Annotated in this window: 13 protein-coding genes; 6 read left to right on the forward strand and 7 right to left on the reverse strand. The window is 52.0% G+C overall.

The window, feature by feature from the left end:
• Positions 1-76: 76 nt before the first annotated feature.
• Both C7B82_RS35105 and C7B82_RS13180 read right to left on the reverse strand, forming a co-directional pair.
• Positions 77-244 carry a transposase gene (locus C7B82_RS35105; protein WP_422632135.1) on the reverse strand — a complete coding sequence of 56 codons (168 nt, stop codon included), beginning with the start codon at positions 242-244 and terminating at the stop codon, positions 77-79.
• A gap of 52 nt (positions 245-296) precedes the next feature.
• Positions 297-920, reverse strand: a complete 624-nt coding sequence (locus C7B82_RS13180; RefSeq protein WP_281258974.1) for an MBL fold metallo-hydrolase — start codon at positions 918-920, stop codon at positions 297-299.
• 428 nt (positions 921-1,348) lie between these two features.
• On the opposite strand from C7B82_RS13180, the gene C7B82_RS13185 reads away from it, so the two are divergent.
• The 5 genes from C7B82_RS13185 (at position 1,349) to C7B82_RS13210 (ending at position 9,124) form a co-directional block, all read left to right on the forward strand.
• Entirely contained in the window at positions 1,349-4,627 is a 3,279-nt protein-coding gene (locus C7B82_RS13185) for a phytase (RefSeq protein ID WP_106256751.1), read from the forward strand.
• Between the two features lie 153 nt (positions 4,628-4,780).
• Positions 4,781-5,404: a hypothetical protein gene (locus C7B82_RS13190; protein WP_106256752.1), complete on the forward strand. Its 624-nt coding sequence runs from the start codon at positions 4,781-4,783 to the stop codon at positions 5,402-5,404.
• 7 nt (positions 5,405-5,411) lie between these two features.
• Positions 5,412-7,184, forward strand: a complete 1,773-nt coding sequence (locus C7B82_RS13195; RefSeq protein ID WP_106256753.1) for an Hsp70 family protein — start codon at positions 5,412-5,414, stop codon at positions 7,182-7,184.
• A gap of 70 nt (positions 7,185-7,254) precedes the next feature.
• Positions 7,255-7,554, forward strand: coding sequence for a hypothetical protein (locus C7B82_RS13200; protein ID WP_106256754.1), 300 nt, complete (start codon positions 7,255-7,257; stop codon positions 7,552-7,554).
• Between the two features lie 748 nt (positions 7,555-8,302).
• On the forward strand, positions 8,303-9,124 hold the full coding sequence (locus C7B82_RS13210; RefSeq protein ID WP_106256756.1) for a tetratricopeptide repeat protein: 822 nt from the start codon (positions 8,303-8,305) through the stop codon (positions 9,122-9,124).
• A 72-nt stretch (positions 9,125-9,196) separates the two neighbouring features.
• Here C7B82_RS13210 and C7B82_RS13215 read toward each other — a convergent pair whose 3' ends face one another.
• Both C7B82_RS13215 and psaM read right to left on the reverse strand, forming a co-directional pair.
• On the reverse strand, positions 9,197-9,583 hold the full coding sequence (locus tag C7B82_RS13215; protein ID WP_106256757.1) for a slr1601 family putative cell division protein: 387 nt from the start codon (positions 9,581-9,583) through the stop codon (positions 9,197-9,199).
• Positions 9,584-9,911: 328 nt separating this feature from the next.
• Positions 9,912-10,004 carry a photosystem I reaction center subunit XII gene (gene psaM / locus C7B82_RS13220; protein WP_106256758.1) on the reverse strand — a complete coding sequence of 31 codons (93 nt, stop codon included), beginning with the start codon at positions 10,002-10,004 and terminating at the stop codon, positions 9,912-9,914.
• Positions 10,005-10,484: 480 nt separating this feature from the next.
• On the opposite strand from psaM, the gene C7B82_RS13225 reads away from it, so the two are divergent.
• Positions 10,485-11,243, forward strand: a complete 759-nt coding sequence (locus C7B82_RS13225) for a TerC family protein (RefSeq protein ID WP_106256759.1) — start codon at positions 10,485-10,487, stop codon at positions 11,241-11,243.
• 101 nt (positions 11,244-11,344) lie between these two features.
• Here the strand turns inward: C7B82_RS13225 and ndk are convergent, their stop codons facing one another.
• The 3 genes from ndk to hrcA form a co-directional block, all read right to left on the reverse strand.
• Positions 11,345-11,794 (reverse strand): nucleoside-diphosphate kinase, encoded by a 450-nt coding sequence (gene ndk, locus C7B82_RS13230; protein ID WP_106256760.1) that lies wholly within the window; start codon positions 11,792-11,794, stop codon positions 11,345-11,347.
• A gap of 109 nt (positions 11,795-11,903) precedes the next feature.
• Complete coding sequence (locus C7B82_RS13235) at positions 11,904-12,407, reverse strand: pentapeptide repeat-containing protein (protein WP_106256761.1); 504 nt, start codon at positions 12,405-12,407, stop codon at positions 11,904-11,906.
• 87 nt (positions 12,408-12,494) lie between these two features.
• A complete protein-coding gene (gene hrcA, locus C7B82_RS13240) occupies positions 12,495-13,577 on the reverse strand; it encodes a heat-inducible transcriptional repressor HrcA (protein WP_106256762.1) in 1,083 nt (360 codons plus the stop codon).
• Between the last annotated feature and the right edge of the window lie 67 nt (positions 13,578-13,644).

Below are 13,644 nucleotides of genomic sequence, written 5' to 3' on the forward strand. Positions count from 1 at the left end.
AAAGGGGCGTCCTGGCATGACCCATGACCTCAAAGGGGACTCCTTTAGTTTGGCGCAACTTCATATTTAATTGGTATTAGGACACCGCCTCTTTGAGCACGGACTCCATCGCCTGACGCAGTGAAGCCGCTTGCGCGAAGCGCTTGCGCATGAGACTTTTGAGCCAAGCCCAACACTTTTCAATCCGGTTGAGATCGGGCGAATAGGGCGGCAGGTACAAGAGGCGGCAACCGGCCGCTGCAATGCAATCAAAGCCGCAATGCGTCCGCCATGATGAAAGGTGGCATTATCGGCAATCACGACCTGTCCGGATTGGAGGGCTCCTGATAGCGATCGCGCCCAAAGGTGTTGTAATGACCGGGATAAACGGTGTTGATCGGCAACTTCTGCAAGCGTTCATAGGTGGCAATATACGTGGGGATATCGCTTCCGGGCAGTTGGTCGAGCAGTTCGCCATCGTAAATGACATCACCAGAGAACAGCTCTTGATTTTTAGCATCGTAGAGCGCAATGCAACCGGGGGAATGTCCCGGTAGGTGGAGCACTTCAAAGGCGCGATCGCCCAAATCCAGCACATCGCCTTCCTGCAAAAGCTGCGTGGGTTCGGCACGGTTGAGCGTATACTGCATTGCCGTAAAGCCCGCATAGGGCAACTGCTCAAAGTGCTCATCCAGCACAAAGCCCAGTTCACGAGAGCAGGCAGCCGCATGGTTATCGCTCGATCGCAAGGCTTCAGCTTCAGCAGGATGAATCGCTCTGTGGTCAAATTCGTGTAATCCGCCTGCGTAGTCAAAGTGGATATGCGAGGCGATCGCGAGGAGCGGTTTGTCAATCAACGAGGCGATGTGCTGGCGCAAACTCGCTACGCCTAACCCCATATCAATCAGCAAATCCTGCTTTTGCCCTTTGATGAGCCACAGATTTGCGCGATTCCATTCCTAGTAGTGAATTTCGCCGATGCAGTAGAGACCCGGATTAATTTGGCGCGTGGCAAACCAGCGATCGCAGACAGACTTGGAATTCAACACAGTAGACGTCTTTTTGCGAAACCCTCTTATGCCCTTATAGCAGAAATCTTATGCCCTCATAGCAGAAATTAAGACATCAGTAAGACATGCCTCCATGCGCTCTTACCGACATTTTTAACGGAGTGTTAGAAACCCCTTAAAGTTCCTGTGGGATTTGTAGAAATTGGCACCTGAAATGGCACTTCGCTTTCCCGTAGGTTCCTTGGTTGGAACGGGCAAGCGAAGGAAACGTTTGCGGCATGACCGAAACCGCCATTCTACGGACGTGAGCACCTGTACATTGCTGGCTTCATTCACCTCCCTCTATCCAGGACACCTCTATGGCAAGCGACCCAACTTCTTCCCAAGCGACTTCTATCCCATCTACACTCACCGGCAAAACGCTCACTGATGATCTGAGCTTTCTGGGACAAACGATTTTGGCAACGGGCTTTACACCCACAGGAGCAGCAGGCGAGATCGGCGGTACGTCAGTCGCAGTCGGTGGCTTGTCGGGTGTCACCTATGATGCAGCGAATAATCGCTACTATGCCATTTCGGACGATCGCTCCTCGTTGGCTCGCTTTTACACCTTCACGGTGGACCTCTCGACATTGGCAACCAAAGGCGTGTCTTTTACCAACGTGACGCAGCTTAAAGATGCCAGCGCTAAGCCGTTTGCTGCCAACAGCCTCGACCCGGAGGATATTGTGCTGACCTCAAAGGGTACGGTGTTTATTTCTTCAGAAGGGGAAGTGAATCCTGCTCTGGGAGACAGTCGCGTTACGAATCCGTTTATCAACGAGTTTAATTTGGCAACAGGGCAACAGGTGCGATCGCTGCCCATCCCAACGAAGTTTTTGCCTGTGGTGCAAGACACAAATGGCAATGGCATTGTGGATGCGGCTGATAAGCAAACAGCGGGCGTGCGAAACAACCTGGCGTTTGAAAGCCTCACCATTACACCCAACCAGAAATCGCTGTTTAGCGCGACCGAGAATGCACTGTTTCAAGATGGTTCGGTGGCAACCGCAACCGCGACGAGTCCCGCTCGCATCTTGCAATACAATCTGACGACGGGGCAGCCAGAGAAAGAGTACCTGTACGAAGTGGATAAAGTGGCTGTCGCGCCACCCACTGCAACCAGTTTCAATACCAATGGCTTGGTGGATCTGCTGGCGATCGACGATCGTGGGACGCTGCTGGCACTGGAGCGATCGTTCACCGCAGACATTCCTGGCACTGGCAACACCATCAAGCTCTACGAAATCAGCACGCAAGGTGCAGCCGATATCAGCGGCATTAATGCCCTCAGCAGCCTGACCGCTGAGCAACGCGCTGCCATTCAGCCTGTGCAAAAGCGGCTGCTTCTGAACCTGGACGATTTGAAACTGCCGACTGGATTGGACAATGTGGAAGGGATTGAGTTTGGTCCCAAGCTGGCAGATGGTCGTCAGTCGATCGTGCTGGTGAGCGACAACAACTTCAGCGCCACGCAGTTTACCCAAATTCTGGCGCTTGATGCGGAAGTGCTCTCCACAGTGGCACCCAAGGCCGAAACCCGTCCAGCTCTACTGGATGACGACGTTCAAAAAGCTGATGCGGATGATCCAGCGATTTATGTTCACCCCACCAATCCGGCGTCGAGTCTGGTAATTACATCGGTCAAAAATGGCGGCCTGCGGGTATACAACCTGTCGGGTGAGTTGGTGCAGACGATCAATCCGGGCAAGATTCGCTACAACAACGTTGACATCATCTACGGGTTTGAGCTGGATGGCAAAACGGTGGATCTGGCGATCGCCAGCGATCGCAATAATGACAAGCTAGCGATCTTCACGATCAACTCCGCTGCAACGGGCAACTACCTGACCGAAGTGACCGACAGCAGCATTGGCACGATCTTTCAAGCGGCTCCCTTCAACCCACCCTATTCGGCTTCGACCCGCAGCGCTTACGGACTGGCAGCATACACAAGTCCCTTCACAGGTGATGACTATGTGTTTGTCACTCGCCGCCAAACGGGGGATGTCGCGCAGTACAGGCTGGTGGATACGGGCAATGGCACGATCGGCGCAGAGCGAGTACGCACCTTCACGGTGCCCATCCCAACGGGCGCGCCTGCTGACACCGATCCGCAGCTTGAAGGCACTGTCGTCGATCGCGAACGGGGTGTCGTATACATCGGGCAGGAAAATGTCGGCATCTGGAAGTACGACGCAGAACCCAACGGCAGCAACACGGGCAAACTGGTCGATACGGTGAAGGCGATCGGTGGCAAGAACCTCACCGATGATGTGGAAGGGTTGACGATTTACTACGGTGCGGATGGTACAGGCTATTTGCTGGCATCCAGCCAGGGCGACAACACGTTTGCTGTTTACTCCCGCGAGGGCAACAACGAGTTTCTGGGACGGTTTGCGATCGGCAATAACGGCAGCATTGACAGCGTGCAAGAATCCGATGGCGCGGATGTTATCAACGTACCCCTTGGCCCCAACTATCCCTTTGGTTTATTCGTCACGCAGGATGGTTCCAACTCTCCAGCGGTATTGATAGACGATGATGGTGAACTCGTTAACATCAGCACCAACTTCAAGTTTGTGCCCTGGGAAAGCATCGCCAACGCGTTCCCAACGGCGCTGCAAATCGACACCAGCAGCTACAATCCGCGCGAACTGTCTGTCATCGGCAAAGGCGGCAACACGACCTTTTTGGCGAACGAAGGCACGCTGACAATCAAAGCGTTTGGTGGCGTCGGCGCAGGCGTGAATCCCTCTGCCGAGGCGATCGCTGAAGTAGACACGATCGTCTTCAGCGGTGGCGGTCTCATCGCCGAGAATTTGCAGTTAACCCAAAACGACAACGATCTAGAACTCAGTTTCTCTGGCATTACCGCTGGCAAGGTGGTGCTGAAAAACTTCGCGCTTGAAGACCTGGATAATCTCCAGCGCTCCACGGGTGCCAGCGTGAATCTTGGCAACATCTTGTTTGATGGGCAAACCACCATTCAAGATAGCTTCGATGTCTTCAACGCCGACTGGGACTACAGCCAGGTGTTTAACCGCAATACGGTTACTTTCTTGAATGATTTGGACAACACCATCAAGGGGTTTGACGACTCCAATGATGTCATCAATGGTCAGGGTGGCGACGATCGCATCAACGGTCTGAGCGGTGATGACATTCTGCGCGGTGGCGAAGGCAACGATCGCTTGAGGGGTGGTGCTGGCAACGACCAACTCACCGGTGGCGCTGATGCCGATCGCTTTATCTTCGCCTCCGGTCAAGCCTTCAACCTTGACGATCTAGGCGTTGACAAAATCATCGATTTCAGTAGGGCTGATGGCGACAAAATTGTGTTGAGCCGCACGACGTTCACAGAGCTGAGCGGTGCTGGGCGATCGCTGGCTGCAAGCGATTTTGCCACTATCTCGACGCCTGCTAATGGCACTACTCTTGCCGCTGGCAGCACTGCCAGCATTGTCTTCAACCGCTTTAACGGCGACCTGTACTACAACCAGAATGGCGCGGATGCCGGGTTTGGTTCTGGTGGCAAGTTTGCGACTCTCACACCGTTTACATCGCTCAGCACGTCCGACTTCCGCCTGCGTGCGTAAGGCTCAACAGACCAAGTGCTTAGACCTCGGAGGTTTTGCAAACCTCCGAGGTCTAAAGCCGTTACGCCATAATACGGTCAGAGCAATTGGGTCGAAGCCCTATGGTATTTGAGTCGATCGCAGGTGGATTAGTCAAAGCAGCATCGCCCAAAGGTGGCAGGCGCGATCGCCAAAGCAGTGAAAGATAAGCTGAACCCAACCGAACTACAACGAGCGTTGGAAGTTGGATTGAAGGAGTCAGGTGCGTTCGATCGCGGACAAAAAGCGCGCAATCCAGTTTTTTACCGTTCGACCGACAAAGATACCGATACCTTTTTGGCAGCACTGCTCAAACATCCAGAAGTGCAGCGCGAATTGCAAAAGCCGCTGGAGCAAGAGGGTGCGCCAGATGTGGCAATGTTGGTGCAGGCAGCAAAGCAAATTGCGATCGATCGCCAGCTTCCCATCGAAACAGACCATCTGGAAACATGGCTAAAAGCATTCGTCAACGCCTACTTTGAGACGATTACCGCCATTCGGTTTCAGGTCGCGAAAGCCGATTACCTGGAACAGTTAGCCAACTGGTTTGATGACGTAAAGTTTGCAGGCGTTGCGGTCCCAGGACAGGATGTGCAACGGGCAGACCGCTTGGCGCAGATCTTTGTGATGCCAGATGTGGAGGAGGAGAGGGGACAGTTGGTGTGTGGGAGCGATCGGTTTTGGAGGAGCAAGGGGGGCAGGGGCGGCAGGCCAGAGTCAGTAGACGCTATGCTTAAAAACATTGCAGGGTTCAAGTGAGAGAACAATGAGTAGAGCCGTTGGCATTGACCTGGGCACCACCAACTCCGAAGTGGCGATCGTGGGAAAGGGTCAGGCGCGAGTCTTGCCGGATGAAGCAGGCGATCTCATCCTGCCATCGTGTGTGGGATTCAACGAAAGCGGTCAATTGCTGGTCGGGCGTGAAGCGTTACGACAATATGCGGCCGCGCCAGAACGCACGGTTAAATCCATCAAACGCTGGATGGGAACTGACCACAAAACGACACTGGGCGATCGTGACTATTTGCCCCATGAAATTTCTGCCATCATTTTGCGTGCCCTCAAGCAACGAGCCGAAACGGCTCTCGGTGAACCCCTTACCCAGGCAGTGATTACGGTGCCTGCCTATTTTACCGATGCGCAACGGCAGGCTACCAAAACAGCGGGCGAAATCGCTGGCTTGGAGGTGCTGCAAATTATCAACGAGCCGACCGCGGTGGCTTTAGCGTATGATCTGCGACCGGATGAAACCGAGCGAGTTCTGGTCTATGACCTGGGTGGTGGCACCTTTGATGTCTCGGTGGTGGAAATTACAGGAGACGTAACCGAAGTCCTCGCCAGTCACGGTAATAACCAGTTAGGAGGCGACGACTTCGATCGCCGCTTACAACTGCATTTCAAGGATCGGTTTCGCCAGCAGCATGGGGTAGAGGTGCCCGACGACCTCTCAACTAACGCCCGGTTACTGCGAGCCGCCGAGCAAGCCAAAATCGACCTTAGTAGCCATAGCTTTACCACGGTACGCGAGGCATTCTTGGGGAGCAAGGGCCAGACGGCTCTCCATTTAGACGCTGAAATTGCCCGGACTGACTTTGAAGCACTGATTCGCCCCTTATTAGACGAAACCCTGGAGGCGATCGATCGCGCCTTACAGGACGCCAAGGTGTCGCCAGCAGAGATCGATAGCATTATTGTGGTTGGTGGTTCCACCCGAATGCCACTCATCCAGCAGATGATTGAAGCGCATTTGGGGCAGCCTCCGACCGATGGCATTCAACCCGATCTATCTGTCGCGTTGGGTGCATCGTTGCAAGCGGGAGTTTTGGTCGGCGAGGCAGTGGATGCCATTCTGGTGGATGTGATTCCCCATTCGCTGGGCATCTCTGCCGTCATGGCAAGCCCGATAGGGATTATGCCCGGCGTGTTCAGTGTGATCATTCCCCGTAATAGCGTCATTCCCACCTATCGTTCCTCAGTCTACTCCACGTTTTCGGATCGGCAGGAGGCGGTAGAAATTGAAGTCTTTCAAGGCGAAAATCCGATCGCTGAGGAAAATGTGCCCCTCGGGTCCTTTAAAGTTGAAAACTTGCCGCCCAAACCAGCCGGAAGCGTGCAGATCGAAGTGCATTTTGACTTTGATTTGAATGGTATTTTAACGGTGACAGCCACTGAAAAAGACAAGGGACAACAGACCAGTCTGACGGTTCGCCATGCTAGTGGTACACAACGCCTCTCCAGCCATGAGCTAGAAAAGGCTCAAACTGATTTAGACATGCTGTTTGCGAAGACTGAAGTGCTGCATGATCTAGAGCTGACAGCCGAAGCGACTGCGATTAACTACGGCCCAGCATTGCAGGCATTGATCGAACGCGCCGAGCAAGCACTGGAGACCCTGAAGGATGAACCCGCTGAAGAGCTACAAACCTTGCTGGGGCAAATTGAGGCCGCTGCCTCCGAAGACTCAGATGAGGATTTAGAAGCGCTCCAGTCAGAACTGGAAGACTTTCTCTACTACGGTCTGAGCGGAACAGAGGCGTGAGTCAGCCGATGAAATGCCCCGTTTGTCGTGCCACGTATCAGCCCGGACAACTATCCTATGTCTGTCGGCGGTGTGGACTGATCTGACAGCACTCATTCAAATTCACGATCGCGCCCTCTGGCACTATCGACAGGCGATCGCCGAGCTCAAAGTCGAAGATTATCCAGGTGCCCAAATCCAGATTCAGCAAGCGCTAGCCTTGGACGGCAGACAAGCCATCTTTTATACGCTCGCTGGGCAGATTTCGGCACTTCAGGGAGAATGGCAACTCGCGATCACAACCTGGAAGCAGGCCCAACGGCTCGATCCAACTAACCCGATCGCTCTTCAATGTCTCCAGCTGCTGTCAGCGGTTGCTCAACAAAACTGAGTCTCAGTGACACTGCTTGGCTAAGGCTCCTAGATTGAATCACCTGTAATTCTGGTTTAGCAGTGTCATGCCCTTGTGGCAGGAAGGCATCAAAGACAATCTTTAGGTTAGGAGCTGAGGGGTGAAAGGAGCGGTGGCAGGCTTAGTTTTAGTAACCCAAGTTGCTAGTTAAGTTTCCATACTAAGAATTGCTGCCTTTGACGGAGATTGAAGTTACTGGTCAACTCGGATGGGTACCCATCCAGAGCTACCGACTCAGATTGCCAAACTGCTAAAGCGACAACACAGACTATGTTCTTACTACAAGCTGTACTTTAAGTCAGAAGACCTGTTGGAAGTTAACTATGTGGACGGGAACCACCAGAACAACAAGTGGGAAAATCTGACATTGATACACCAGCACTGCAACGACCTAATTCATTCAGGTATGGATGACAAGCACCCAGTTGTTGAGGAGCCGTGTGAGGTTACCGTCTCAAGCACGGTTTTGTAGACCAGTGGGTAGGTGAAACACAATCCCGTTGAAGGTCTATGCCATGAACCAGACAGAGAATCTGGCACGCTTCTTCGGAAATGGTGCTGCACCTCGCTGTAGTCCATCAAAGATTCGATGAACAAGCCATAGCGGAGGTTAGGGCGGTCATCACAAGCAAAGTCTTACTTTAGACACATAAGCAAGTGACACACCGATAGAGCAACTGCAAAAGGAAAATCTTTAATCTAATCGCATATCCAAGGTAGGAAGGCTATGAATCCCCGCACGTTTAACGGTCAGCAAGATAAGGGTCGACAAAATAATACCCAACAACCCACGCGCTCGCTTGTCTCCACCACATCAATTGCTACCCAAAATAGCCGTGTCCATCGGTTAGACGGCAAGAAGCTGTCGCCTGATCGGTCTGGTAGCCCTACGGCTTCTCTTAGTTTGGCTGAACAAGATACCTTACTGCGTCAGAAAGCACTCTACGAAATCAAACAAGGTAACTATGACACCGCGATCGCTCTTTTCAGCCTGCTGATCGATCGCAACCCTCAAAGCGTCAATGATTATAACAACCGGGGCTTGTTGTACTTTCAAAATGGCCAGTTCGTCTACGCGTTGGCTGACTACAACACGGCGTTACAGTTGAATCCTCGGTTGGCAAAAGTTTACAACAACCGTGCAAACTGCCATGCGTCAATGGGGCGACCCATGGAAGCGCTCTTTGACTACGAAACAGCGCTTGACCTCAACCCGGCCAATACCCATGCCCGGATCAATCAGGGTATTACGTTTCGTGAGTTAGAAATGTATGAGCATGCGATCGAAACATTTGATCTCGCGCTCCAGTTTGATCAAATGTTAAGTGGCTCTAGTAGTGCTCCTACAAAAAGCTCGATTGCGGGCCACATCTATGCTCAGCGCGGACGGACATCGCATCTCGCGGGCGACTGGAATTATGCGGTCGCTGATTATCGACGGGCACTAGCAGTCTTAGCTCCTAGCGGTGCCGCGCTTTTAGATGTCTCTCGGCGTCTACGCCTGCAAGTCAGAAATTGGCTCAATGAGCTTCTCATGCCTCAAGACTAAACCTGAGATATAGCCTAGTCCCTATCAAAAGGCGTCTTAAAAAGGTAGCAAAATGGCTTGCATCCTACACTTTTACCGCCTATTTGCTGGCTCACGCCAAACAATGCGACGCTGCTGAGCCCCAATACGATGGCTCTGCGCCTGCATATTCGCCTCAGTTCGGTAGGGGTCAAAATACTGTTCGAAATTGCTTTTAACTTGCTGCACCCGCTCATCCATTGATTTCAGGGCCGCTTGAAGTTCTTGCAATCTGTCTATCTGAGACGATCGATAGGGTAAAAGCTGTGTCAGGGCACTGATTGCCACCGTTGACAAGACGACATTAACTGACAGTCTGACCGTTGCTTCGATCGCGAGCGGCCGATGGGGATGCTGACGTGACTTGGCTTTGGTACGAGGAACCGTCCGGGAACGTTTAGGTGGCTGTGGCGGAAGGTAGGACGGTTTCAGTGCGTGCATGATGTTCAGTCCGGTCTAAGCAGTCACAATGTAGAGCAATCCCTGAAGCAGCGTCTGTCGGTAGTCGCACGCGTGAAAAGGGGGACAAGAGGCAAGCTTGCTACGGAAGCATGATCTATTAAAGGCAACAATCCGTCAGTTGGCAACTTAATTTCGAGATAATGATCTCAATTTAGAGAAATTAACTGGTTAAACAAAAAATAGGTAGCTTGTCTTAGCGATCGTGCTCGTGAATGACGACGTCACTGCTCTAATCTGAAGGCAGAGCCGAGAGATTATCGAGCCAAACCGCAAAACAACCTACCTATCATGTTTTGACAAACGATGTCTATTTGTAAAGCTCAGTAGCCAACCGGAAGGCGAGAACGCCAGGAAGCAGTGCTACAACCAGAGCAATGAAAATTTGAGTCTCCGATAACATTGTCTAAAACTCCTTATTGTGGGGTTCATAGTTCCCCAATGTCCTCTAAAGTGTCCCCTTCGGGAACATCTTGTTACAAGATGCAACAGAACGCTTGTCCTGGCAAGCCCTTCCCCAACACTGGCCACCACGTTTAGCAGTACCCTTCTGAGTAGACAGCCATCATGAGCTGTAAGAAAGAGTGCCAGAAGCTTCGTTGTTGGACAGGGGAATTCACCTTTGAAAGCAGCTTTAATTTGACCACCCCTGGCTACTTGAATAGCGAATTTTCATGCTTAAGCGTTAGGCTTGACTAGTATACTGGATACGCTTTGGCGACGGGGATCGCTAGAGCGGTCTGCCAACCCGACGCTGTAAACTGATGTGATCGCGGACTGCAAACAGTTCAGGTAGCACGCTGACCTTCCTTGGTAAAAGTTGGGTTGATGCTTGCCTGGGGCTGGGATCAGGGCGCGGCATTTGAACCTTAGAAATCATTGAATGCTAGATCAACTGCTTGATTCTCCTAATTTTGGGGTCGAAACGCTACTGGTGCTGCCCGTTTTGATCGCCCTTGAGGCGGTGCTATCAGCGGATAATGCGATCGCCCTTGCGGCTCTGGCGCGGGGTTTGCATGATAGCGCCTTGCAGCGACGTGCGCTTAACATCGGGCTGGTGCTTGCTTACATTTTGCGCATTGCCCTAATTTTGACGGCGACCTGGGTTGTTCGGTTTTGGCAATTTGAGCTAGCAGGAGCGCTCTACCTGCTGTGGCTGGTCTTTCAGTACTTCACGTCCAAACCCGATGAAGATGATGAGAATCCGCATCACGGGCCTCGCTTTTCGTCTCTTTGGCAGGCGATCCCCTTGATTGGCATTACAGATTTAGCGTTTTCGCTCGATAGTGTGACAACAGCGATCGCCGTTTCTCAAGAAACCTGGCTGATTCTCATTGGCGCTACGATCGGCATCATTACTCTGCGCTTTATGGCAGGGCTGTTCATCCGCTGGCTCAAGGAGTTTCAGCACCTGGAAGATGCAGGCTATATAACGGTCGCCCTGGTCGGGCTACGCCTCTTGCTTAGAGTGATTAATCCTGCTCTGGTACCACCAGAATGGCTGATGGTCAGCGCGATCGCGATCATTTTCCTCTGGGGTTTTTCCAAACGCAATGAAGCATTGGAAATGGTGCTGCCAGATGTCGTCAACGAAGTGAAAGACGTTAATCGGCTAGCTGAAAAAGAAAAAGCGGAATTGTAACCCAGGTTTGAGTGTTGTTTCAGTAAGAAACCGGGTTTCTGATGACCATTATGACTGTGACCAGTCTGGTTTAGTTGAGAAACCCGGTTTCTAAGGCCAATTTACTCGTGAATCCACGACAGCAATGCAGGCTGCCAGTTGACGAGTTCTTCGTCCTTAAACCAGAGGCTAACCTCTTGCTGTGCAGTTTCGGGAGCATCTGAGCCATGAATGAGGTTGCGTCCCACATTCACCCCAAAGTCGCCGCGAATGGTGCCTGGCTCGGAATTTAGCGGGTTGGTCGCACCAATGATTTTCCGGGCAGAAGCAATGACCCCTTCACCTTCCCATACCATTGCTACAACAGGAGCAGAGGTGATAAAGTCCACCAGCCCTGCAAAAAAGGGACGCTCCCGATGGACGCCATAGTGAGTCTCTGCCAGTTCGCGACTGACGTTCATCAGCTTTAAGCCAACCAGGGTGAACCCCTTGGTTTCAAAGCGGCGGATGATTTCACCGACCAGTTTCCGCTGAACGCCATCGGGTTTAATGGCCAAAAATGTCCGTTCCAAGGTTAACTCCTAGAGTTTAATCAATTGTTACAGCACCAGATTAGCCTATGACGGTGATCAAGTGAGGGGTGAGGAGTGAGGAGTGGGGAAAGACAAGAAAAGACGCGAATTAGGGAGGACAGCCGAGAGATTCGCGGGTATTAACACCCGTTACAGAGTTAGTACCGCTGGCCGCTTTGCATAGTTGCAAGACCTGAGTGCGATCGAGCAGTGCAAAGCTAAAGTCTGCTCCTGTCACGTTCGCATCCCGAAAGCTGGATTTCAGCAGCATAGCAGACGTGAAAATCGCATCGCTCAGATCGGCTCCCGCCAAGGTGGTGAGGTAAGCGATGCCATTGCTGAAATTCACTCCATGCAAGTTAGCGCTGGTGAGATCAGAACTATTGAAAACAGCGCCTTGCAAATCTGCACCACTAAAATTAGCGCCTTTTAACTTCGCGCTGCCAAATTCTTCTCTGACTAAGTTTTGCCCTGAGTAGTCCTGTGTGGTTGTTTCCGCATCGTCGTAAGCCCGGATTGCTGCTGAACTAGCAGCCTGCGCTGGAAAAGGGGCGATCGGGATCAGTATCAGTAGAGCGATGAGAAGGGTAAAAAAACGCTGAATTACACGCATGGGAAATGTTAAGTTTGACCGCTTGCCATTGTCAAACTTAACATTTTTTATTACCGGCCGAATGGTTGGTTGAGAGTCCCTTTGCCGTTACGAGCTCAATGCCTCAGAGAGATAGTCGGCTGCTGCTTCTACCAGCGCGATCGCATTTTCATAGACCATCCGGGTAGGCCCTAGTACACCGACGCTGCCTACAGGTACAGAATCTTTGTGATAGGTCGAGGAAATCAGTGTGCAGGTTCGCATAGGCTCTAAGGGGTTCTCTGCCCCGATGCGGATGCTAACGCGACTACCTGGCTTCTGTAAGTCTGACCGCTCGAAAATTAGAGGCACCAATTGGTGTTGCTCTTCCTCTAATAGGTGAATGATGGTTTGCACCTGCTGGAGTTCTGAAAATTCTGGCTGGCGAAGGACTTCTGCCAAACCGCTAATGACGATCTGCGCGGGTGGTGGCGGTTGAGAGCGACGCGTCAGTTCAACCAGAATGGTTCTGAGGAGATCAGCATAGCGTTCAAATTCGCGATCGAGTTCGCTCCAATCAAGCGTTGCTAATTCAGCGATCGCCCGTCCCCGTAGCTGGCTGTTCAAAAAGTTGGATAAAATCTGTAGTTCTCGTTCCAGCAGGTCGGCATCAATATCAGCAGCATCAGCAGATAATGGCAACTCAATCAGAGCCGATTGAGTTTCGTAAGAATCTGTGACAAAAATCAGCATGATTCGACTGGAATCGACTGGCACAAGCTGTACATGGCGTAAATGGCTGGTGCGCGTTTGAGGCGTGGTAATCAGCGTAATGTAGCCACTGACCGTTGCCAGAATTTGTGCGGCTCCCCGCAGCAGGGCTTCAAAGCTCCAATCGCCTGAATTCAAGCGATCGTTGAGCAGATGCGCCACCTGATGTGTTAAATCCTGAGATGGCACAATCAACTGATCGACATAGGTGCGGTAGCCAGAGTCTGAAGGAATGCGCCCAGCTGATGTGTGTGGCTGGAAGAGTAGCCCACCTTTTTCGAGAACCGCCATCGCATTGCGAATGGTGGCAGAACTGACGCTGAGGTTATAGTCTTTGACTAGCGCCTCGGAACCGACAGGCTCAGCCGTGGCAATATAGTGGCGAATGGTTGCCCAAAGGACTTGCTGCTGGCGATTAGTAAGATTGACCGGTTGGGACATTCTAAATTCGCGATCGTAAAAGGGTTAGAACAACTGCTGATGCATCAAAATAAAGGCACCAGTCAGC

This window comes from Stenomitos frigidus ULC18 (assembly GCF_003003795.1).
In the GTDB taxonomy this organism is placed as follows: domain Bacteria; phylum Cyanobacteriota; class Cyanobacteriia; order Leptolyngbyales; family Leptolyngbyaceae; genus Stenomitos; species Stenomitos frigidus_A.